Source organism: Burkholderia pulmonis, from assembly GCF_984667975.1.
The window spans coordinates 3,305,989-3,328,299 of the sequence record NZ_OZ480186.1 but is presented as its reverse complement, the minus strand read 5'-3'; the positions used below and the strand labels follow the sequence as shown (position 1 = coordinate 3,328,299).

Annotated in this window: 20 protein-coding genes; 7 read left to right on the top strand and 13 right to left on the bottom strand. The window is 68.7% G+C overall.

The window, feature by feature from the left end:
- Nucleotides 1-20: 20 nt before the first annotated feature.
- Together AC5LXK_RS15465 and argS are read right to left on the bottom strand one after the other, a co-directional pair.
- On the bottom strand, nt 21-917 hold the full coding sequence (locus AC5LXK_RS15465; protein WP_493389583.1) for an SPOR domain-containing protein: 897 nt from the start codon (nt 915-917) through the stop codon (nt 21-23).
- A 103-nt stretch (nt 918-1,020) separates the two neighbouring features.
- Nucleotides 1,021-2,802 carry an arginine--tRNA ligase gene (argS, locus tag AC5LXK_RS15460; protein WP_493389582.1) on the bottom strand — a complete coding sequence of 594 codons (1,782 nt, stop codon included), beginning with the start codon at nt 2,800-2,802 and terminating at the stop codon, nt 1,021-1,023.
- A gap of 200 nt (nt 2,803-3,002) precedes the next feature.
- Between argS and AC5LXK_RS15455 the strand changes: the two genes are divergently transcribed.
- Nucleotides 3,003-3,326 carry a DUF1840 domain-containing protein gene (locus AC5LXK_RS15455; RefSeq protein WP_493389581.1) on the top strand — a complete coding sequence of 108 codons (324 nt, stop codon included), beginning with the start codon at nt 3,003-3,005 and terminating at the stop codon, nt 3,324-3,326.
- A gap of 111 nt (nt 3,327-3,437) precedes the next feature.
- Here AC5LXK_RS15455 and metH read toward each other — a convergent pair whose 3' ends face one another.
- The 5 genes from metH to AC5LXK_RS15430 all read right to left on the bottom strand — a co-directional run bounded on the left by metH (nt 3,438) and on the right by AC5LXK_RS15430 (nt 10,198).
- The gene (gene metH, locus AC5LXK_RS15450) at nt 3,438-6,155 is read right to left on the bottom strand and encodes a methionine synthase (RefSeq protein ID WP_493389580.1); all 2,718 of its coding nucleotides are present in this window, start codon (nt 6,153-6,155) and stop codon (nt 3,438-3,440) included.
- A gap of 42 nt (nt 6,156-6,197) precedes the next feature.
- Nucleotides 6,198-7,265 (bottom strand): homocysteine S-methyltransferase family protein, encoded by a 1,068-nt coding sequence (locus AC5LXK_RS15445; protein WP_493389579.1) that lies wholly within the window; start codon nt 7,263-7,265, stop codon nt 6,198-6,200.
- A gap of 205 nt (nt 7,266-7,470) precedes the next feature.
- Nucleotides 7,471-7,728, bottom strand: coding sequence for a BTH_I0359 family protein (locus tag AC5LXK_RS15440; RefSeq protein WP_006477667.1), 258 nt, complete (start codon nt 7,726-7,728; stop codon nt 7,471-7,473).
- Between the two features lie 242 nt (nt 7,729-7,970).
- The gene (locus AC5LXK_RS15435; protein WP_493389578.1) at nt 7,971-9,218 is read right to left on the bottom strand and encodes a DUF3108 domain-containing protein; all 1,248 of its coding nucleotides are present in this window, start codon (nt 9,216-9,218) and stop codon (nt 7,971-7,973) included.
- Nucleotides 9,219-9,331: 113 nt separating this feature from the next.
- A complete protein-coding gene (locus AC5LXK_RS15430) occupies nt 9,332-10,198 on the bottom strand; it encodes an IclR family transcriptional regulator (protein WP_493389577.1) in 867 nt (288 codons plus the stop codon).
- A gap of 127 nt (nt 10,199-10,325) precedes the next feature.
- Here AC5LXK_RS15430 and AC5LXK_RS15425 point away from each other — a divergent pair, with 127 nt between their 5' ends.
- From AC5LXK_RS15425 to rfaE2, 6 genes are all read left to right on the top strand, one after another.
- Entirely contained in the window at nt 10,326-11,318 is a 993-nt protein-coding gene (locus AC5LXK_RS15425) for a fumarylacetoacetate hydrolase family protein (RefSeq protein ID WP_493389576.1), read from the top strand.
- Nucleotides 11,319-11,440: 122 nt separating this feature from the next.
- On the top strand, nt 11,441-12,268 hold the full coding sequence (locus AC5LXK_RS15420; protein WP_006495425.1) for an enoyl-CoA hydratase/isomerase family protein: 828 nt from the start codon (nt 11,441-11,443) through the stop codon (nt 12,266-12,268).
- A gap of 81 nt (nt 12,269-12,349) precedes the next feature.
- The gene (locus AC5LXK_RS15415) at nt 12,350-13,084 is read left to right on the top strand and encodes a PhaM family polyhydroxyalkanoate granule multifunctional regulatory protein (RefSeq protein ID WP_493389575.1); all 735 of its coding nucleotides are present in this window, start codon (nt 12,350-12,352) and stop codon (nt 13,082-13,084) included.
- Between the two features lie 24 nt (nt 13,085-13,108).
- Nucleotides 13,109-14,335, top strand: a complete 1,227-nt coding sequence (locus AC5LXK_RS15410; protein ID WP_493389574.1) for a patatin-like phospholipase family protein — start codon at nt 13,109-13,111, stop codon at nt 14,333-14,335.
- Nucleotides 14,336-14,800: 465 nt separating this feature from the next.
- Entirely contained in the window at nt 14,801-15,679 is an 879-nt protein-coding gene (locus tag AC5LXK_RS15405; RefSeq protein WP_011353352.1) for a ferritin family protein, read from the top strand.
- 152 nt (nt 15,680-15,831) lie between these two features.
- Nucleotides 15,832-16,317, top strand: coding sequence for a D-glycero-beta-D-manno-heptose 1-phosphate adenylyltransferase (rfaE2, locus tag AC5LXK_RS15400; protein ID WP_012329309.1), 486 nt, complete (start codon nt 15,832-15,834; stop codon nt 16,315-16,317).
- Between the two features lie 16 nt (nt 16,318-16,333).
- Here rfaE2 and AC5LXK_RS15395 read toward each other — a convergent pair whose 3' ends face one another.
- The 6 genes from AC5LXK_RS15395 to AC5LXK_RS15370 form a co-directional block, all read right to left on the bottom strand.
- Entirely contained in the window at nt 16,334-16,576 is a 243-nt protein-coding gene (locus tag AC5LXK_RS15395) for a hypothetical protein (protein ID WP_493389573.1), read from the bottom strand.
- A 129-nt stretch (nt 16,577-16,705) separates the two neighbouring features.
- Nucleotides 16,706-17,491, bottom strand: coding sequence for a type III pantothenate kinase (locus AC5LXK_RS15390; RefSeq protein ID WP_493389572.1), 786 nt, complete (start codon nt 17,489-17,491; stop codon nt 16,706-16,708).
- A complete protein-coding gene (locus tag AC5LXK_RS15385; RefSeq protein ID WP_493389571.1) occupies nt 17,488-18,408 on the bottom strand; it encodes a biotin--[acetyl-CoA-carboxylase] ligase in 921 nt (306 codons plus the stop codon). The genes AC5LXK_RS15390 and AC5LXK_RS15385 overlap by 4 nt, the downstream gene beginning before the upstream one ends.
- Nucleotides 18,409-18,496: 88 nt before the next feature.
- Nucleotides 18,497-19,042 carry a hypothetical protein gene (locus tag AC5LXK_RS15380; RefSeq protein ID WP_493389570.1) on the bottom strand — a complete coding sequence of 182 codons (546 nt, stop codon included), beginning with the start codon at nt 19,040-19,042 and terminating at the stop codon, nt 18,497-18,499.
- A gap of 182 nt (nt 19,043-19,224) precedes the next feature.
- Nucleotides 19,225-20,070, bottom strand: coding sequence for a tetratricopeptide repeat protein (locus tag AC5LXK_RS15375; protein WP_493389569.1), 846 nt, complete (start codon nt 20,068-20,070; stop codon nt 19,225-19,227).
- An 8-nt stretch (nt 20,071-20,078) separates the two neighbouring features.
- Complete coding sequence (locus tag AC5LXK_RS15370; RefSeq protein WP_493389568.1) at nt 20,079-22,148, bottom strand: bifunctional 2',3'-cyclic-nucleotide 2'-phosphodiesterase/3'-nucleotidase; 2,070 nt, start codon at nt 22,146-22,148, stop codon at nt 20,079-20,081.
- Nucleotides 22,149-22,311: the final 163 nt, after the last annotated feature.

Below are 22,311 nucleotides of genomic sequence, written 5' to 3'. Positions count from 1 at the left end.
CGTGGGCTCGGCCGGTTGGCTTACTGCTTCGTGAAGCGGATCACCGCCGTGTCGACACCTGCATCGGACAGGCGCTGACGGGCCGAGTTCATATCGTCGAATTTCGAGAACGGGCCGACGCGCACGCGGAAATAGGTCACGCCGCTGACGTCGCGCTTCGACACCTTCGACTCGAAGCCCTGGAAGCCGAGGCGCGCGCGCTGCTGCTCGGCGTCGCCTTCGGTCTTGTACGCGCCAACCTGCAGGAAATAGCCGGTGTTCGCGTCGGCTGCGGTCGGCGGCTTCGCTGCCGCGGCGGCGGCCGACGACGTCGGCTTCGGCGTGTTCGCGGCCAGCTGCTGTTGCTGCTTCTGGGCGGCGGCCTGCTGCGCCTGCTTCTGCGCGGCGAAGCGGGCGAGATCGTCTTCGCCTCCTTGCTGCTGTTGCTGCGCCTGCTGCGTCTTCTTCGGCGGCGGCGTGTTGTCGGCCGGTTTCGGTGCGACGGCGACGCCGTTGCCCGACGACGTGTTGTTCGACGCGGTGGTGTTGTTCGAGCTGCCGGTGTTGTTCGAACCGCTCGACCCGTTGGCCGACGGCGGCACTTCGACGATCTGCGGCTCGGGCAGCAGGCCGCCCTGGGTCTGGTTCGCGGCCTGGCCGGGCGCGGTGTTCGGCGGCGCGGGCTGCGCGGCCTGCGGTACCGGCTGGCCGGGCGTCTTGCCCTGCAGCGCGCGGTTCGGGTCGAACTGCTGCGGCTGGCTCGCGCCGTTGTCGGCCGGCGGCGGCGCGACCTTCGACACGAACGGCGACGGCGAGCGCGTGATGTAGAGCGCTACCACCACGGCGATCGCGAGGCCGACGATCAGGCCCAGCACGATTCCAAGAAATGTCCCTCCGGCTTGTTTCGATTGCTTCGAAGTTCGGCGTGGTTGTGCCATTGCTTGAGTCACCTGCAAAAAGAATCGTGAAAAGGCCGCGGCGGGCACCCGGCGACGGGCGCTGTCGCGGCCATTTGCTGCCCGGTTCGGGCCGCTTGCATCCTTACATCTTGGCGGGCGCGGACACGCCGAGCACCGCCAGACCGTTCTCGAGCACCTGCCGGGTCGCGGCGAGGAGCGCGGCGCGCGCATTGCGCGGCGCTTCGTCGTCGACCAGCACGCGCTCCGCATTGTAGAACGAGTGGAATTCGCCAGCGAGATCGCGCAGGTAGAACGCAACCGCGTGCGGGGCCAGCTCGTTCGCCGCGTGCGTGAGCATGTCCGGGTACTCGGCCAGCTTCTGCATCAGCGCCGCCGCCTGCGCGCTCGTCAGTTGCGACAGGTCGGCGCCCGGCAGCTGCGCGACGTCGACGTTGTAGCGCGACTTCAGCTCGTTGAGCACCGAACAGATCCGCGCATGCGCGTACTGGACGTAATAGACCGGGTTTTCGTCGTTCTGTTTCAGCGCAAGGTCGATATCGAACACGAACTCGGTATCGGCCTTGCGCGAGATCAGGAAGAAACGCACCGCGTCGCGGCCGCGCGTGATGGTCGCCTCGTCGATCAGGTCGGGGGCCGCTTCCTGGCCCGCCGCCGCGCCGCCCGACCATTCGATCAGGTCGCGCACCGTCACGTAGCTGCCCGCGCGCTTCGAGATCTTCACTTCCTGGCCGTCGCGCATCACGGTGACCATCTTGTGCAGCACGTAGTCGGGATAGCCCTTCGGGATCCCGATGTGCAGCCCCTGCAGGCCGGCGCGCACGCGCGCGATCGTGCCGTGGTGGTCCGAGCCCTGGATGTTGATCACCTTCGTGAAGCCGCGCTCCCACTTCGTCACGTGGTACGCGACGTCCGGCACGAAGTACGTGTACGTGCCGTCCGACTTGCGCATCACGCGATCCTTGTCGTCGCCTTCGTCGGTCGTGCGCAGCCACAGCGCGCCGTCCTGCTCGTAGGTCATGCCGGCCTTGATCAGCGCGTCGACCGTCTTCTCGACGCGGCCTTCGCTGTACAGCGACGACTCGAGGTAGTACTGGTCGAACTTCACGCCGAACGCCTGCAGGTCCATGTCCTGTTCGCGACGCAGGTAGGTGACCGCGAACTTGCGGATCGCGTCGAGATCCTCGACGTCGCCCGTGCCCTTGACCGGCTCGCCGTCAGACGCGGCAACCGTTTCGCCGGCCAGGAAGTCGCGCGCGATGTCGGCGATGTATTCGCCGTTGTACGCGGCTTCCGGCCAGCCCGCGTCGCCCGGCTTCAGGCCGCGCGCGCGCGCCTGCGTCGAGATCGCGAGGTTGCCGATCTGCACGCCTGCGTCGTTGTAGTAGAACTCGCGGTGCACCGCGTAGCCCTGGCTCGCGATCACGTTCGCGAGCACGTCGCCGAGCGCGGCCTGGCGGCCGTGGCCGACGTGCAGCGGGCCGGTGGGGTTCGCCGACACGAATTCGAGCAACACTTGCTTGCCTTTCTCGCGATCCGACGTGCCGAACGTGCGGCCCTGGTCGAACACGGCGGCGATCACCGCCTGCTTCGCGGCGGCCGCCAGGCGCAGGTTGATGAAGCCGGGGCCGGCGATCTCGGCGGCTTCGACGAGGCCTTGGGCCGCCGGCTGGGCGGTGAGCGCGGCGACGATCTGCTCGGCGAGCTGGCGCGGGTTCGTGCCGAGCGGCTTCGCGAGCTGCATCGCGACGTTGCACGCGACGTCGCCGTGCGCGGCAACCTTCGGGCGCTCCAGCGTGATGGCCGGGGCGACGAACGTGGCGTCGGCGCCTTTCAGCGCGTGTGCGACCTGCTTGACGCTATCCGCGAGCAGGGCTTCGAGGGTCTGTTTGTGTGCTGGCAGCATGCTGGTAGAAGGCTTCGTTGGTGGCGGCCGGAAACGCCGGCCCGCCGGCGCGCTTTTTAAGCGCGCGTTTCAGGGATCGCAGAATTTTAACAGGTGCTAATATGCCGCTCAGGCGGCCCGTGTCCGCGAGGCCGGACGCCGGTCTGCCGGCGTTCCCCAACCGCGCCGCGCAGGCACAACAAGATGAAAAGGGAATTGTCATGATTACGTTCAAGAGCAAGGCGGCACAGGATCTCGACGTGCTGAAGGATTTCGCCGTATACGTGCTGAGCCTCGTCGGCAAGCAGTTGGGCGAGCGTGGTGTCATTACGCACGACGAACTGGACCACGCGATCGCGAAGCTGGAAGGCGCGGTCGCGCAGGCGAAGCAGGAGCGCGCCGAGCACGCCGGCCATTTCCACGAGGACGATGCCGACCACGCGCATCACGAACTGCCGCCGAACCTGGCCCAGCGCGTCGCGCCGTTCCTCATGATGCTGCGCGAAGCGAAGGCCGGCCAGGCCGACGTGCACTGGGGTTTCTGAGCTTTCTTGCCCGGCGGATCGAAAGATCGGCCACGCAAGGAAAAGCCCGCTTTCGAGCGGGCTTTTTATTTTGTCTGACAAATAGGGCGTTCAGTCGCCCGGTTGAATCGATCAGAGCTGCGGCGCGAGCGCGCGGCGCGCGTCGTCGAGCGACAGCGCCATGCGCTGCGCATAATCCTCGAGCTGATCCTGCCCGATTTTCCCGACCGAGAAGTAGCGGCTGTCCGGATGTGCGAGGTAGAAGCCCGACACGCTCGCGGCCGGCAGCATCGCCAGCGAGTCGGTCACGCTCATGCCGATCTCGTCCGCGTGCAGCACGTCGAACATGTCGCGCTTCACGAGGTGGTCGGGGCAGGCCGGGTAGCCGGGCGCCGGGCGGATGCCCGCGTACTTTTCCGCGATCAGCGCGTCGTTGTCGAGCGTCTCGCCGCTCGCATAGCCCCACAGCTCGCGTCGCACGCGCGCGTGCATCGCTTCCGCGAACGCTTCCGCGAAGCGGTCGGCGAGCGCCTTCAGCATGATCGCGCTGTAGTCGTCGTAGTCGGCCTCGAACTGCTTTTCCTTCACGTCGACGCCGAGGCCGGCCGTGACCGCGAACATCCCGATATAGTCGGCGACCCCCGATTCCTTCGGCGCGATGAAGTCGGCGAGCGAGCGGTTCGGCCGCATCACGCCGTCGACCACCGGGCGCACGCTCTGCTGGCGCAGGTTGCGCCACGTGAGCAGCACTTCCGAGCGCGACTCGTCGCTGTAGATCTCGATGTCGTCGTCGTTGACGGTGTTCGCCGGCAGCAGCGAGATCACGCCGCTCGCGGTCAGCCAGCGGCCCTGGATCAGGCGTGCGAGCATCGATTTCGCGTCGGAGAACACGCGTCGCGCCGATTCGCCGACGATTTCGTCGTTCAGGATCGCCGGGTACGGGCCCGCGAGGTCCCAGGTCTGGAAGAACGGGCCCCAGTCGATGTAGTTCGCGAGCTCGTTCAGGTCGTAGTTCTTGATGACGCGGCGGCCGATGAACTTCGGCTTCACGGGCTGGTAGCCGGCCCAGTCCACCTTGGTCTTGTTCGCGCGCGCCTCGGCGAGCGTGACCATCGGCTGCTGCTTGCGGTTCGCGTGCTGGTCGCGGATGCGTTCGTAGTCGGACTTCAGCTCGTCGAGGTACTTCGTCGCGCCTTCGTCGGACAGCAGGCTCGACGCGACCGACACCGAGCGCGACGCGTCGGGCACATAGACGACCGGGCCTTCGTAGTGCGGCGCGATCTTCACGGCCGTGTGCACGCGCGACGTCGTCGCGCCGCCGATCAGCAGCGGGATCTTCTTCACGCGGAAGTAGTCGTCGCGCTGCATTTCGGACGCGACGTAGGCCATTTCCTCGAGGCTCGGCGTGATGAGGCCCGACAGCCCGATGATGTCCGCGCCTTCGACCTTCGCCTTCGCGAGGATCTCGTTGCACGGGACCATCACGCCCATGTTGACCACTTCGAAGTTGTTGCACTGGAGCACGACCGACACGATGTTCTTGCCGATGTCGTGCACGTCGCCCTTCACGGTCGCGATGACGATCTTGCCCTTCGCGCGCACGTCGCCGCCCGCTTCCGCGAGCAGGCGCTTTTCTTCCTCGATGAACGGGATCAGGTGCGCGACGGCCTGCTTCATCACGCGCGCCGACTTCACGACCTGCGGCAGGAACATCTTGCCCTGGCCGAACAGGTCGCCGACGATGTTCATCCCGTCCATCAGCGGCCCTTCGATCACGTTGATCGGACGGCCGCCGGCCGCGTCGATCTTCGCGCGGACTTCTTCGGTATCCTCGACGATGAAGTTCGTGATGCCGTGCACCAGCGCATGCGAGAGCCGCTTCTCGACCGGCTGGTTGCGCCACTCGAGGTTCTCTTCCTTTTTCGCGCCCCCGGCCTTGAACTTGTCGGCGATCTCGAGCAGGCGGTCGGTGGAATCCGCGCGGCGGTTCAGGATCACGTCCTCGACGCGCTCGCGCAGCTCGGCGTCGAGATCGGCGTACACGCCGAGCTGGCCCGCGTTCACGATGCCCATGTCCATTCCGGCCTGGATCGCGTGGTACAGGAACACGGTGTGGATCGCCTCGCGCACCGAGTCGTTGCCGCGGAACGAGAACGACACGTTCGACACGCCGCCGCTCACCTTCGCGTACGGCAGGTTCTGCTTGATCCAGCGGGTCGCCTCGATGAAGTCGACCGCGTAGTTGTTGTGCTCCTCGATGCCCGTCGCGACCGCGAAGATGTTCGGGTCGAAGATGATGTCTTCCGGCGGGAAGCCGACTTCGTTCACGAGGAAGTCGTACGAGCGCTTGCAGATCTCGGTCTTGCGCTCGTAGGTGTCGGCCTGGCCCGTCTCGTCGAATGCCATCACGACGGCGGCCGCGCCGTAGCGGCGGATCAGGTTCGCGTGGTGGCGGAACGCGTCCTCGCCTTCCTTCAGCGAGATCGAGTTCACGATCGCCTTGCCCTGCACGCACTTGAGGCCGGCCTCGATCACGTCCCACTTCGACGAGTCGATCATGATCGGCACGCGCGCGATGTCCGGCTCGGAGGCGATCAGGTTCAGGAAGCGCACCATCGCCGCCTTCGAATCGAGCATCGCCTCGTCCATGTTGATGTCGATCACCTGCGCGCCGTTCTCGACCTGCTGGCGCGCGACGGCGAGCGCCTCGTCGAACTGGCCGTTGAGGATCATCCGTGCGAACGCCTTCGAGCCGGTGACGTTGGTGCGTTCACCGACGTTGATGAAGAGCGTCCCGGGTGTGACGTTGAACGGCTCGAGGCCGGCAAGGCGCATCATGTGATCGGTCATGGCGGTGCGGATTCTGGTGATGAGGGACGTGGGGCGGTCGGGTCAGGCGTTGTCGCTGTACTGGTTCGGCCAGCGGCGCGGCTTTACGTCGGCGAGCGCCTTCGCGATTTCGGCGATGTGCTCGGGCGTCGTGCCGCAGCAGCCGCCCGCGAGGTTCACGAGCCCGGCCTGCGCGAATTCCTTCAGCAGGCCCGACGTGACGTCCGGCGTTTCGTCGAAGCCCGTGTCGCTCATCGGGTTCGGCAGGCCCGCGTTCGGGTAGCACGACACGTAGGTGTCGCACAGCTTCGCGAGCTCGGCGATGTACGGGCGCATCAGCGCCGCGCCGAGCGCGCAGTTCAGGCCGAACGTGAGCGGCTTCGCATGGCGCAGCGAATTCCAGAAGGCCTCGACGGTCTGGCCCGACAGGATCCGGCCCGATGCATCGGTGACGGTGCCCGAGATCATGATCGGCAGGCGTTCGCCGGTATCCTCGAACAGTTCGTCGAGCGCGAACAGCGCGGCCTTCGCGTTCAGCGTGTCGAAGATCGTCTCGACGAGGAACAGGTCGACGCCGCCGTCGAGCAATGCCTTCGCCTGCTGGTAATAGGACGTGCGCAGCTCGTCGAACGTGACGTTGCGCGCGCCCGGATCGTTGACGTCCGGCGAGATGCTCGCCGTCTTCGGCGTCGGCCCGATCGCGCCCGCGACGAAGCGCGGCTTGTCGGGCGTTGCATATTTCACGGCCGCTTCGCGTGCGAGCTTCGCCGATTCGACGTTCATCTCGACGACGAGTTCTTCCATCCCGTAGTCGGCCTGTGCGACGGTCGTCGCACCGAACGTGTTGGTCTCGACGATGTCGGCGCCGGCCGCGAAGTACTGGTCGTGGATCTCGCGGATGATCTGCGGCTGCGTGAGCGACAGCAGCTCGTTGTTGCCCTTGATGTCGCGCGCGAAATCCTTGAAGCGCTCGCCGCGATACGCGGCTTCGTCGAGCTTGTAGCGCTGGATCATCGTGCCCATCGCGCCGTCGAGGATCAGGATGCGCGATTTCAGCAGCGCGGGCAGGGCGGCGCCGCGCGTGTAGGGCGCGTCGAGCGGGACGGAAGCGGCGAGAGGAGTCGCAGACATGGGCGAGAGACCGGCGAAGACGGGAAAACCGTCATTGTATCCGGTGCGCCTGGGCGCCGCCCGGCCTCGCGCCGCGCCGGCCGGGCGGCCCGCCAAATGAAAACCCCCGCCGGCGAACCGGGCGGGGGCGTGATCGGAGTGCTCGCGGCGCCGCGTCGGTGCGCGGCGAATGGCCCGGCCGCGCAAGGCGCCGGACCGCGGGTCGTCAGTGCAGCACGACGGGCATCATCATCAGGCTGTCGAATTGTCCGAGGAATTCGTCGACTTCGTCGAGCGACGGCTCATCCTCGATCAGCTGCTTCACGTGCGCGCGGAATCGTTCGGCAAGTTCGCCGTCGATGAAGATCTCGCGTTGCGCGTTCTTGTCGACGATTTCGTATCCGCCGGCATTCATCAGGTGATGGCCGGCCTGCGGCGCAAATTCGACGACGCAGTAGTTGGGGCTGTTGTAGATCATTTGCATGGCGGCACTCCTCTTCGCAGTGGCATCTGGCCTTGTTGTCCCCTAGGTGGGGCGAGCCTTGCCGGTTTCAAGGGGCTTGCGCTGCACACCCCGGTCCCGTTTGCGTGGGGTGTATCGGTTAGAAGCCGATGTCTATGAAACGTTTCTTATTGTCTGCCGGTGGACTGAAATAGTTGTTAAAGAGTGTCATCGGCCATTTCGAGGAAATCTGTAATCGGTCGAAATTGCCGATCCGTGCGCGTTCACTGTGTGACAGCCGGCGACGCAGGCGGTTGCACGTCGGCAGGTGGCGCGGGTTGTGCCGGTTCTGCGGGCGCTGCGGCCGATGCATCGTGTGGCGTTGTGCCGGCAGGCGCATGTGTCGTGCCGCCTGTCGACGCGGCGTCGGCAGGCACATCCGGTGCCGCAAGCCGACCATGCCATAGTAGCTCGATCTGCGCTCCGTTCGGTTCGGTTTGCACGAGCCGCGCGGGCAGCCAGCCGAGCGACGGCGCGAGCCACATGTCGATGCGGCGCGTGTCGCCGTCACGGCGCGGCAGGCGCATGAAGTGCCGCGCCTCGATGATGCCGGCCTGCGTCTGCACCTGCTCGTCGCCGATCACGGCGATCGGCCAGGTCTCGCCGCTGTTGTTGTCGATCACGAAGAACTGCTGCGTGACACCCGGCTTGTACGCGGCGGGATTGCCGCGCACGAGCCCCGACAACTGCATCAGCATGCTGAAGCGGTCCTGCACGCCGTCGGGCAGCGGGGCGTTGTTCGGTGTGCGCGTAAACACGACCTGGTGGATCTCGCGATTGAAGATCGCGATGTCTTCGGGCCGCTTGCCGCGTTTCTCGACGTACCGGTCGGGTGCGACGCCGAACGCGTCGATGCGGCCTTCGCTGCGATAGGTGAACGGGCCGACGAACGGCACGGGCATCGACACCGACAGGTCGTAGGTGTGACCGTCGGTGCGCCAGCGGATCGTGCCGATCATGTTCTGCATCCCGTTGTAGAACGTGTCGTACTGCAGGTCGCCGGACGGCGGCGCGGCGAACTTCACGCCGCTCGTCGCGGGGCCGGGCGTCGCCGCGCTGCTGGCGCCGGCGGCCGATGCGGCGTGCGCGCCCGACGCGCCCGGTACGCCGCTCGCAGCGGATGCGGCGGCCGGCGGCGGTTCGCCGTGCTCGGCCGTCTGCGTCGAGGTCAGGACCGGCGCGGGCGACGGCGCGGGTTTCGGCGCGGCAGCCCTGGGCGCCGCCGGTGCGGCGTCGGCCGGATGTTCGGCCGGCTTCGGCGCGGGCTGGCGCTCGATCGGTTGCGGCTTCAGCAGTTCGATCTGCACGGGAATCGCGGCGGGCGGCGGCGGCGTGAACGACTCGCGGTTGCGCATCAGCCAGAGCGCGGCGAGCGCGTGCAGCACCAGCACGACGACGAGCGCGATGCCCACCCGCAGCCAGCGGCGGGGCAGGGCGTGACTCGGGCGGATGTCGGCAGGCTGCATGGGCATCGGAACAGGATCGGGCGGTCGCGTGATGTCGGGCGCGCAAGCGCGCCACAGGAATCGGACCGTCGGATGCGCTACGCGTTCGCGATGCGTGACGTCGGGGTGAACCGGGGGCGTCAGGCGTCGCGTGCGTCGGGACTATAGCCGAGTTCGTAAGACAGTTTTTGCGCGCAGGCCCGCAGCGCGGTGTCGATCTCGCCGCCCCACGCGATGTCGAACGAGCCTTCCTGGCCGAGCGCGACGATCGCGAGCGCGAGTTCGCCGACCGCATCGAACACGGGCATGCAGAACGCGTGGATCGTCGGCAGCAGCATCCCTTCGACGCGCGCGGCTTCGTGCAGGCGCACGTCGGCGAGCACCGCCTCGACTTCGTCGAGCGTGCGCGGGCCGCCGTGGTGCGGCGAGCGGCGCGTATCGGCGAGTTCGCGCTCGAGCATCGCGGCGGTCTTGCTGCGCGGCAGGTACGCGGCGAACAGCAGCCCGGTCGCGGAGCCGAGCAGCGGCATCACGTCGCCGAGCTTCAGCGACGCCTTCGCCGGGTGGCTCGATTCCATCCAGTGCACGACCGTCGGCCCCTGGTTGCCCCACACCGCGATGCCGACCGTCTGGTCGAGCCGGTCGCGGAATTCGGTCAGCGCGATCCGCGCGAGCTTCACGCCGTCGACGCGCGCGAGCCGCGCGAGGCCCATCTGCAGCGCGAAGCCGCCGAGTTCGTAGCGGCCCGAGACGGGGTCCTGCGACACGACGCCGAGCCGCGCGAAGCTGACCAGGTAGCGGTGCGCCTTCGCAGGACTCATGCCCGCGCGCTGCGCGAGGTCGCGCAGCATCATCGCGCGCGGCTCGCTCGTCAGCACGTCGAGCAGTCGGAAGCCGACCTCGATCGACTGGATGCCGGAGCGGACCTTTTCGCCGTGCTCGCCGGAGGAGGCGTCGTCAGTGTCGGAGTCGGCGAGATCGTCGTCGGGGAGCGGGTTGGCGGGCATGGGCAGCGGTGCGCGAGAATGCGGCAGGAATCGGGGTGAAAACGGCATGCGCGATCGTCGCGCGCCGCATGGATTCACCATCGTAAAATAGATTCCCTCCATCGTCACTACAACGGCAGATACCCCCATGAAACTTGCATCGCTGAAGGACGGCACGCGCGACGGCCAGCTGATCGTCGTGTCGCGCGACCTGCACACCGCGGCGATCGCCGATGCGATCGCGCCGACGCTGCAGCGCGTCCTCGACGACTGGGCGTTCTACGCGCCGCAGCTGCGCGACCTGTACGACGCGCTGAACCAGGGCCGCGCGCGCAACACGTTCGCGTTCGATCCGGCCCACTGCATGGCGCCGCTGCCGCGCGCGTTCCAGTGGGCCGACGGCTCCGCGTACGTGAACCACGTCGAGCTCGTGCGCCGCGCGCGCGGCGCTCAGATGCCGCCCGAGTTCTGGACCGATCCGCTGATGTACCAGGGCGGCAGCGACGATTTCCTGGGGCCGCGCGACGATGTCGTGTGCCCGTCCGAGGAATGGGGCATCGATTTCGAGGCGGAAGTCGCGGTGATCACCGGCGACGTGCCGATGAGCGTGTCGCCCGACGCCGCGCTGAAGGCCGTGCGGCTCGTCACGCTCGTGAACGACGTATCGCTGCGTAACCTGATTCCGGCCGAACTCGCGAAGGGCTTCGGCTTCTTCCAGAGCAAGCCGGCCACCGCGTTCGCGCCGGTCGCCGTGACGCCCGACGAGCTCGGCGACGAATGGCGCGAGGGCCGCGTGCACCGGCCGATGATCGTCCACTGGAACGGCAAGAAGGTCGGCCAGCCCGATGCCGGCACCGACATGGTGTTCCACTTCGGCCAGCTGGTCGCGCATGCGGCGAAGACGCGCAACCTGCGTGCCGGCTCGATCGTCGGCTCGGGTACGGTGTCGAACAAGGATGCGAAGCGCGGCTACTGCTGCATCGCCGAGAAGCGCTGCCTCGAGACGATCGAGCACGGCGCGCCGCAGACCGAATTCATGCGTTACGGCGATACCGTGCGCATCGAGATGTTCGACGCGGCCGGCAAGTCGATCTTCGGCGCGATCGAGCAGTCGGTCGCCCCGCCCGACGGCGCGGCTTAATCCGCGCGGGGCGCGCACGTACCGCGAAACCCGGCTCCGGCCCGCGCGCCGGGTTTCGCCCGATGTTTGCCCGCGCGGGCTTGGCTACACTCGATTCAAGAGCCTCGAACAAGGAGCGGCACATGGCCGATCTCGCCGCATATGGCGGTTACGAAGCACTGAAGGTGACGCGCCGCGACCACGGCGTGCTCGACATCGTGATGAGCGGCGAGGGCGCGAACCGCAGCGGCCTCGCGACCGCGAACGCGCGCATGCATCGCGAGCTCGCCGATATCTGGCGCGACGTCGACCGCGATCCCGACACGCGGGTCGCGGTGATCCGCGGCGAAGGCAAGGGCTTTTCGGCGGGCGGCGATCTCGCGCTCGTCGAGGACATGGCGAACGATTTCGACGTGCGCGCCCGCGTGTGGCGCGAGGCGCGCGACCTCGTCTACAACGTGATCAACTGCAGCAAGCCGATCGTGTCGGCGATGCATGGCCCGGCCGTCGGCGCGGGCCTCGTTGCCGGGCTGCTCGCCGACATCTCGATCGCCGCGAAGGATGCGCGCATCATCGACGGCCATACGCGGCTCGGCGTCGCGGCCGGCGACCACGCGGCGATCGTGTGGCCGCTGCTGTGCGGGATGGCGAAGGCGAAGTACTACCTGATGCTGTGCGAGCCCGTGAGCGGCGAGGAGGCCGAGCGGATCGGGCTGGTATCGCTCGCGGTCGAGCCGGCCGACCTGCTGCCGAAGGCGTACGAAGTGGCCGAGCGGCTCGCGCACGGTTCGCAGTCGGCGATCCGCTGGACCAAGTACGCGCTGAACAACTGGCTGCGCACGGCCGGGCCGACCTTCGATACGTCGCTCGCGCTCGAATTCATGGGTTTTTCGGGGCCGGACGTGCAGGAAGGCATCCGTTCGCTGCGCGAGCGGCGCCCGCCCGCGTTCCCCGGTGACGCGCCGTTCTGACGCGCGCGCTATGATCGAACCACGCGCGGCTGCGCGACGCATGGCGGCCGCCTCGCTCCCCCAGTCAACCAGGATGCCCGTATGACGACCGATGCTTCCGGCGCCAACCCGTTCGCCGGCTTTGCCGGCTTCAAGCCCGCCGACATGATGGACCGGATGTGGGACATGATCCGGATGTCGCCGTTCGGCGGGATGGCCTCGTTTCCGGGCGCCGCCCAAGGCCTGCCGCCGTCGCTGTCGAGCATGTCCGACATGATGTCGCCGCTCACGAACGTCGAGGAACTCGACAAGCGGATCACCGATCTGCGCGCGGTCGAGCAGTGGCTGAAGCTCAATCTCGGGATGCTGCAGTCCGCGATCCAGGCGCTCGAGGTCCAGCGCGCGACGCTCGCGACGCTGCGCGCGTTCGGCGCGTTCGCGCAAAGCTCGATGTCGGCGGCCGAGGAAGCGGCGGCCGCCGCCGCGCAGGCGGCGAAGGCCGCGCCGTCGGGCGATGCGTCGCCGGCGCAGGATGCCGCGGATGCGCCGGCTGGCGACGCCCAGGCGTTCGACCCGGCCGGCTGGTGGAACCTGCTGCAGTCGCAGTTCAACCAGCTCGCCAGCCTCGCGATGACGCAGCCGGGCATGCAGTCCGCTGCGCCGGACGAAGCGCCGCCGGACGCGGCAGCCCCGCCGGAGCAGGCCGCGAAGCCGGCGCCGGCGGCTGCCGCGCCGCGCAAGCCCGCCGCGAAGCGCTCGAAGCCGTCCGGTTCGGCCGCGGCGCGCGCCGCCGCCGCTTCGTCGCCCGAGACGCGCCCGCCGAAGCGCTCGACGTGACGCGGCGCAGGTAGCAGGTCGATCATGCGGCTCGCGCTCGTTCTGATGGGGGGCGGTGCACGCGCCGCTTACCAGGTCGGCGTACTGAAGGCGCTGGCGGAGATCGCGCGCGAGGCCGATCCGCAGCGGCACACGCTGCCGTTCGCGGTCATCTGCGGCTCGTCTGCCGGGGCGATCAACGCGACGTCGATCGCGAGCCACGCGGACGATTTTTCTCACGGCGTGCGGCGTCTGCTCGAATTCTGGGAGCCGCTGCGCGCCGACTACGTGTACCGCAGCGACTGGCTCGGCATTGCGGCCGCCGGCGCGCGCTGGCTCGCGGCGATGACGTTCGGCTGGGCGGCCCGCCGCTCGCCGCGCGGGCTGCTCGACAACACGCCGCTCGCCCACCTGCTGCAGCGCGAACTGAGCTTCCACCGGATCGAGCAGATGCTCGAGGCACGCCTGCTCCACGCGCTGTCGGTCACCGCGCTCAGCTATTCGAGCGGCCGGCACCTGACGTTCTACCAGGCGGCGCAGCCGATCCAGGCATGGCGGCGCGCGCAGCGCACCGCGCGGCTCGTCGACCTGTCGGCGTCGCACCTGCTCGCGTCGTCGGCCATTCCGTTCGTGTTCCCGGCCGTGCCGCTCGTGCTCGACGGGCAGATCGAGTACTTCGGCGACGGCTCGATCCGGCAGATCGCGCCGCTGTCGCCGGCGATCCACTTCGGCGCCGACCGGATCGTCGTCATCGGCGCGGCCGACCCGCGGCCCGAGATTCCCGCCGCGAACGGGGCCGGGCTGGTGCGCGGCTACCCGACGCTCGCGCAGATCGGCCAGCAGGTGCTCGCGAGCGTGTTCCTCGACTCGATCGGGTCGGACATCGAACGCATCGAGCACATCAACCGGATGATCGAGCACCTGCCGCACCAGGTCGAGATCGACAGCGGCTGGCGGCATGTCGACGTGCTGGCGATCGCGCCGTCCGAGCGCATCGAGCTGATCGCCGCGAAACACCTGAAGCAGATGCCGGCGACGATGCGCGGGCTGCTCGGCGCGATCGGCGGCAGCCAGCCGGCCGGCGCGTCGTTCGCGAGCTACCTGCTGTTCGAGGAGGCGTTCACGCGCGAACTGATCGAGCTCGGCTATCTCGACGGGCGTGCGCAGCGCGACACGCTCGCCGGCTGGATCGCGCAGGCGGACGGCGGCAGCGCGCCGGCGGCCGGCATGCCGCCGGAAGACGGTCTCGCTGCCGGCAAAATACGGGTCTGACGCGCGCAAGGAAATGTAAGGTTGCGTTTTCGCGACGGTTGGCCGCGACCGATCGCCGCACTGCGGCTGGCGGCGCACGGCCGGGCTGGCGTCTCGGAACCGTCATGGACGCGTGATATCATGGCCGCCGCCGTATACACCATATCGAGCAGCCCGCCGATCCGGCATCCGCACGGGACCTTTCGGGGAACCCGCCTGGGGCAGGGGACGGGCGCGCCAACGAGCCGGCCAGCGCCGGCCCCCACTCAGGCAAGCCCGGCCGGTTTCGTTCGAACGGAGCGAGGCTGCGGCATGCCGCAACGGCGGCGCGCGGCCGCCTGGCTGCCGGACGAGGAATCAGCGTCCGGTTGGCCGGTTTCCCGCGTAAAATTAGAGTCTTGGCTGCAAAAAGCGCGTTCGGCGCGCTTGCGCGGCAACAGTCACGTTTAGAGAAGTCGCATTGCGCAGAACAGGGGTGGGACCATCATGAACACGATGCTTTATCCGGAACTTTACAGGTCGCTCGAAGCCGTCCGCTGGGACATGGAGAAGGACATTCCGTGGGACAAGTTCGACGCTTCGTTGCTCACCGACGAGCAGGCGAAGACGATCAAGATGAACGCGATCACCGAATGGTCGGCGCTGCCCGCGACGGAGATGTTCCTGCGCGACAACCAGCACGACAGCGACTTTTCCGCGTTCATGAGCGTGTGGTTCTTCGAGGAGCAGAAGCATTCGCTCGTGCTGATGGAATACCTGCGCCGCTTCAAGCCGGAGATGGTGCCGACCGAAGAGGAGCTGCACGCGGTGCGCTTCCAGTTCGATCCGGCGCCGCCGCTCGAGACGCTGATGCTGCACTTCTGCGGCGAGATCCGCCTGAACCACTGGTACCGCTGCGCGGCCGACTGGCACACCGAACCCGTCATCAAGCAGATCTACGAAACGATCTCGCGCGATGAAGCCCGTCATGGCGGCGCCTACCTGCGCTACATGAAGAAGGCGCTGAACAACTGCGGCGACGTCGCCCGTGCCGCGTTCGCGAAGATCGGCGTGCTGATGGCGTCGGCGCGCCGCACCGAGAAGCCGCTGCACCCGACCAACCTGCACGTGAACCAGGCGCTGTTCCCGCGCGACACCGTGCAGTCGCGCCTGCCCGATCCGGAATGGCTCGAGCGCTGGCTCGACGAGCAGATCCGTTTCGACGGCGAGTGGGAAAAGAAGGTCGTCGAGCGGATCCTGCACAACCTGTCGATCCTGTTCGAGCGCACGTTCGCGACCGCACAGGAACTGAACCGCTACCGCAAGGAAGTCACCGGCCGCCTGCAGGCCGAAAGCGGCCCGTCGTCGGCCGCGCAGCCTGCCTGAGGCCGACAGGCGCCGCCGCCCGCGCGAATCGCGCCGGGCCCGTGCGGCGCCGTGTCGTGTCCGTTGCATGAAGCCCGCCAGGCCAGTCCGGCGGGCTTTTTATCTGGCGCCGCCGTCGCGCGCGCCGTTATTCATTCCATCCGACCTTCACCATGTCCGCCACTTTCGAACGCAAGCTGATCACCCGTGATGCCCTCGTCGCGCTGCGCGCCTCGCTGCCGTCGCCCGTCGTGTTCACCAATGGCGTATTCGACATCCTGCATCGCGGTCACGTCACGTATCTCGCCGATGCGAAAGCGCTCGGCGCGTGCCTGATCGTCGGCGTGAACAGCGATGCGTCGGTGCGCATGCTCGGCAAGGGCGACGACCGGCCGATCAATCGCGAAGAGGATCGCGCGGCACTGCTCGCGGCGCTGGAAAGCGTCGACTGGGTCGTGACGTTCGGGGAAAAGACGCCCGTGTCGCTGATCGAGGCCGTCCGTCCGGACATCCTCGTGAAGGGCGGCGATTACGACATGGATGCGCTGCCGGAGTCGGCGCTCGTGCGCGGCTGGGGCGGCCGTGCGCTGGCGATTCCGTTCGAGCACGACCGCTCGACCACCGCGTTGCTGAAGAAGGTGCGCGCGCAGCAGTCCTGAGCGCGGCTCCGCGCCGTCAGGGGGCGGACGCCGCGAGCGGCGCGGCCGTGACGGCCGGCGGCGCGATCGGGCCGCCGACGACGGGCTGGTCGGTCGCCTGCGCGAGCGGCGTCACGCGCAGCGCGTCGGGCTGCACCTGCCGCGACAGCACGCCGGGTTCGCGCGGGCCGGCCGACGGCAGCGGCCCGAACACGCCGCGCGCCACCACGAACGCGAGCATGTTGGCGAGAAAGAGGACAGCGATCAGCCAGCGCAGCATCGTCGAAACTCCTTGTCGTCATCGACGTGGTTCACGTCATTCAGTCGAGCCGGCCGCATGGCCGGCTTTTTCATGGCATCCGCCGACCGTGCGGGCCGCCGGCGCGATGCCGGTGCCTTTGCCTTCCCGTCAATCCTGCGCCGCTTCCGCGGCAATCAGCGCGAGCCCGGACAGGATCAGCGCGTCATGCCGCGTATGCGGGACCGTCAGCGCACGCGCGACGTCGTCCGCCGCGCCGCCGGCCAGCACGAGCCGCACGGGCGCCTGCCATGCATCCGCGAGGTCGTGCCAGGCGCGCTCGATCAGTCCGGCCTGCGCGAACAGGCAGCCGGCCGACAACGAGCGCGGCGTATCGACCTGGAACGGTTCGGCCTGCGTGAGCGCGAGCAGCCCGCTCGCGATGTCGGTGGTCAGCGTCGGCAACTGCGCGGTGTGGGTGCCGAGCGCGCGCATCATCAGCGCCCAGCCGGGCGCGATCAGCCCGCCCGTGAAGCGGCCGTCCGCGCGCAGCGCCTCGAGTGTCGTCGCGGTGCCGAACGTCGCGATCAGCAGGTGCTCGCCCGGAAACGCCGCGTGCGCGCCGATCAGGCCGGCCCAGCGGTCGCTGCCGAGCTGATCGGGCGTCGTATAGCCGTTCGTCACACCGCACTGCGCGGGCTGCGAGCGGATCGTCGTGCGCGGCAGGCCCGGCCAGCGCGCATCGAGCAGCGCGTCGATCCGTGCGGCCGCGTCGGCGCCCGCGACGTTCGAGATCCACGCGCCGCGCGGCCGCGGCAGCTGTGACCAGTCGGGGTCGATGCCGCCGTCGCGCGTGTGGCCGAATGCGCCCGTGCCGACGAGCGTGCGCTGCGCATCGGCGAGCGCCCACTTGATCCGGCTGTTGCCGGCGTCGATCAGCAGGTACGGCTCGTTCATTGCGCTTCGCGCAGCGACACGTCGCCGGCCGCGATCGTCTGCACGCCGTTCGGCGTGTCGAGCAGCAACTGTCCGGTCGCATCGATGCCGGTCGCGATGCCGCGCACGCGTTCGACGCCCTGTTCGAGCAGCACGACTTCGCGACCCGCGTACGCGTGCAGCGCATGCCAGCGCGGCAGGAACGGCGCGAGGCCGTCGGTGCCGAACTGGGCGAGCGCGGGCGTGAGCGCGTTGAGCGACGCGGCGAGTGTATCGGTGAGGTTGGCCGATGCGCACGCGATCGACAGCGCGGCGGGCGGCAGCCCGCTCGCGAGCGTCGCTTCGCGCGCACGCAGCGCGTCGACCTGCGCGGCGACGGCTTCCGCGCCGCGCACGTTGATGCCGAAGCCGATCACGACGGCGGTGGCGTCGGCGGTGGTCCAGACGGTTTCGATCAGGATCCCGGCGAGCTTGCCGACGATGCGCGGCGTGCCGTCGTCGTCGGCCGCCAGCAGCAGGTCGTTCGGCCATTTGAGCGCGACGCGCATGCGGGCGTCGAGCGGCAGCGCGGCCAGCCCTTCGGCGAGCGCGACGCCGATCGCGATGCTGAGGCCGCCGAGCGCATCGATGGCGCGCGGCACGATGCAGCCGACCGAGCACAGCAGCGCATTGCCGGGCTGCGCGAACCACGGGCGGCCCTGCCGGCCGCGGCCGGCCGTCTGTTCGAACGCGACGCGCACGAGCGGCGCGGGCAACGCGTTCGCGCTGCGCGGCAGCGCCTTGAGTCGCGTCGCGACGTCGGCGTTGGTCGAGCCGGTGGCGGCGACGATGTCGAGCGGCCACGCGCGCGGCGTGGCGTCCAGATGGGCCTCGAGCCGGTTGCGCGCGATGTGCGCGTCGCCGGATTCGGGCGTGTCGGAGGAGGTGGGGGCGTTCATGGCGCCTATTGTAGCGACAGGGGGCGTCGGCGCGCGCCGGAGACGGGTGCGCGCCGCCCGGCACGGCGCCGGGGCGCCGTGGCGCGGCTCAGTGCTTCTTTTCCATCTGCTCGAGCGCCTTGATGTCCTCTTCGGACGTCATTTCGCAGGCGAGCAGCGTCTTGCCCTTCAGCGCGGGGCCCTGGCGGGCCGACACGAGGATCAGCGCGCCGCCCGGGCCGCGGACGGACAGCCGGCGCGAATAGCCGACGGACGATGCGCCCAGCAGGTGGCCTTTCTCGAGCGTGAGCTGGTAGCGCTCGGCGAGCCGGTCGGCGACTTCGCCGTCGACGAGCACGCCGATCCCGGTGCTGACGAATACCACGTGCTGCGTGGTGAAGCCGTCGCGGCGGATCGGCTCCGGTAGGCGATAGACCGCGGCGCCCAGCATCGACTCGTCCGGCTTCGGGTCGGCCGCCTTCGCGGTGTTGTAGATCGAATCCATCAGGTCCGATGTAAACGGCGGTTTGCAGAGCGCGGCGTTGAAGATGTCGTAGTGGGCGGGCGTGGCGGCGAGTGCCGCGAGCGGGGTGGCCGTGACCGAAATGACGGCCACGCCGAGGGCGGCGCGAAGCCGGGACAGGCGATCGAGCATGATGCAGTTCTCTCAGGTTTTATTGTGAGGCTGCATGTTAAGGCATTGCCGCGCGCGCATCGACGGGCGTGCTCGAAACGACGCCCTGCGATCGATGCTCGGCGTGCGAGGCGCGGGTCTTGAGTGTCATGCAGCCGCGGTCCGGCCAGATCACACTCGCGTGCGACCTGGCCGAACGGCCGTTACGGCGCGACGACCGGGTGCTTCAGCGCGTGCGCGGTCTCGATCCACTGCGCGTGGAACTCGTCCGCGTCGGGCTTGAGCCCGAGTTCGCCGTTGCGATAGGCCATCGCGAGCGTCTGCACCGCTTCCGGCAGCTCGTGCTCGGCGGCGCGGCGATACAGCGCCAGTGCGCGCGCGTCGTCGCGCGGCACGCCGCTGCCGTCGCGGTACGCGTTCGCGAGCATGAAGTCCGCGGCCGGGATGTCGGCTTGCGACGCGACCTCGAACCAGTGCGCGGCCTGCACGGGATCGGCGGCGACGCCGTAACCGCTGCGGTAGATCAGCCCGAGATAATACGCGGCGGCCGGGTCGCCCTGTCCGGCAGCCGCGCCGAGCAGCGCGCGGGCGCGTGCATAGTCTTTCGGGACGTCGCTGCTGCCGAGCAGTATCGCCTTGCCGAGTGCGAGCTGCGCGCGCCGCGCGGCCGGTGCGTCGGCCTTGCCGTCCGCCGTCGCGGCCGTTTCCAGCCAGCCGCGCCCTTCGTCGCGCAGCCCCGGTTCGCGTGCGTCGACGAGCGCGATGCCGAGCGCCGCCTGCGCTGCGCCCGAGCCGCGGCGCGCGAGCGTGCGCAACTGGGCCAGTGCATGCGGCTCGGTCGCCTGCGTGACCATCGCCTGCCATTCCTCGAGCTGCGCGGCGCTCGGCGCGGGGCCGGCACCGCGCAGGCCCGCCGTCGCGACGACGGCCGCGACGGTCACGGCCGCCGCCGCGAGCAGCGCGGCCGGCGGGAGTTTCGCGCGCAGCATGCGCCGCGCGGCGGCGGCCAGGCCGGTTTCGGCCGGCCGCATCGTCCGGATCGGTTGCATCGCGTGTCTCATTGCGTCAGGTCGATCTCGTAGGTGGCGAGGTTCTTGCCCGAGCCGTCGTCGGCCGCGACCTGCGTGATGCCGGTCAGGCCGGCCGCCGCCGCGTCGCCGAGGCGGTTCGGGGCGGACGCGAACTGCACGTGCGCGACCGAGCTCGCGAGCTTCGTGAAGCGCCAGCTGCGCTGCGCGCCGTCGGCCGCGCGCGTGATCTTGCCGCGCTGCTTCACGAACGCGATCAGCACGTCGCGGTTCGCATCGGGCGACGCGAAGATCGTCTTGCTGCCGTCGAGGCCCGGGAAGTTGCCGCCGCCGCTCGCGCGGTAGTTGTTGGTCGCGACGATGAACTGCGCGTTCGGGTCGATCGGCGCGCCCTTGTACGTCAGGTTCTTGATGCGGCTGCCGAGCGGCTGCGCGACGTCGATTTCATACGCGAGATCGGCCGACGTGAACATGTCGAAGTTGTAGCCGGGGAACGTGCTGACGAGCGGCTGCACGGTCGCCTTCGTCGGGTCGATCCGGTTGAAGCGCTTCGCGGCCGTCTCGAGCCAGTTCTTCACGTCGGCGCCGCTCACCTTCACCGCGTACACGGTGTTCGGATACAGGTACAGGTCGGCCGCGTTGTTGATCGCGAGCGCGCCCGGCGCGACGTCGGTGTAGTCGGTGCCGCCGCCGAAGCCGCTCTTGAACGGCGCGCTGACCGACAGCACCGGCAGCGACGCGTACTGCGGCAGGTTTGCCTGCACGTAGGTCTTCACGTAGTCGGCCTGCGCCTCGTTGACGATCTGGATCGCGCCCGGATCGCCGACATCCGCGAAGTACGAGTTCATCCGGTAGTCGGTCGAGCCGATCGGCGTCTTCACGTAGTCGATCGTCGCCTGGTGCTCGGCCGCGATCGCGGCGGAGACCGACGGGTCGGCCGCGACGTAGCTCTTGTCGGCGTTCTGGGTCGAGCGCGCCTCGACGGTCGTTTGCGACTTGTCGACGCTCCACGCCTTGCCGTCGAACTTCAGGCCGAGCTTGATCACGCCGAGGTGCTTGCCCCAGTAGTTGGCCATCACGGTCGGCACGCCGTTGACGGTGCCCTTGACCTTGTCGACGCCCGGCAGGTTGAACTGCGACACGGTGCTGTTCGCGTCCGGGAACACCTGGTGCGAGTGGCCGATCAGCATCGCGTCGATGCCGGTCACCTTCGACAGCCACCAGCTGCCGTTCTCCATCGTCGGCGAGTACGTCGAGTTGTCGAGGCCGCCGTGCGAGATCGCGACGACGAGATCGGCGCCCTTCGCGCGCATTTCCGGAATGTACTTCTCGGCCGCTTCCTTCAGGCCGGTCGTGTAGACCTTGCCGTCGAGCCAGCGCTTGTCCCAGTTCATGATCGCGGGCGGCGTGAAGCCGATGATGCCGATCTTCACCGGCGCGCTGACGGTCTTGCCGTCCGGCGTCGTCGCCGTCACCGTGCGCGTCAGGATCGTATACGGCGTGAACAGCGGTGCGTTGGTCTTCGCGCTGATGACGTTCGCGAGCACCTGCGGGAAGTTCGGGCCCGCGCACTTCTTCTGCTGGGCCGGCGCCGGCAGGCCGTCGATCTCGAACGTGTTGCCGGTCACCTGCGACAGGTACGGCAGCCCGTAGTTGAATTCATGGTTGCCGATCCCGCCGCCGTCGAATTTCGCGGCGTTCATCACCTTGTAGATCGCGAGCGTCTGGTCGCAGCCGACCGGCTTCACGAGCGCCTGGTAGTCCGACAGCGCGGTGCCCTGGATCGTGTCGCCGTTGTCGAGCAGCAGCGTGTTCGGAAACTGCGCGCGCGCCTGCGCGATCAGCGTCGACACGCGCTCGAAGCCGAGCGAATTGTCGGCGGCGAGCTTGAAATAGTCATACGACAGCACGTTGGTGTGCAGGTCGGTCGTCTCGAGCAGCGCGAGCGTGGCCGTCGTGCCGACGGGCGTCTGGGCCTGCGGCTGCGACGGCGGCGTGGCGGTGACGTCGTCGCCGCCGCAGCCGGCGAGGGCGAAGGCGAGGCTGGCGAGCGCGGCGGCGGCCGGTACGTGGCGGCGGGAAAGCGGGGGGAAACGCATCGGTTGTCCTGTTCGGTGTTCTGTTTTATGAAACGCGAGGGATGCAGCGAATGGCGGCGCGAGGCGCCGACGGCCTGATGTGCGGCGCGTGAGAGTATCGAAAGGAAACGTGACGGAAGAATGAAAGGTCGCGACGCCGGCAACGGGCCGCGGCGCGCGGCGG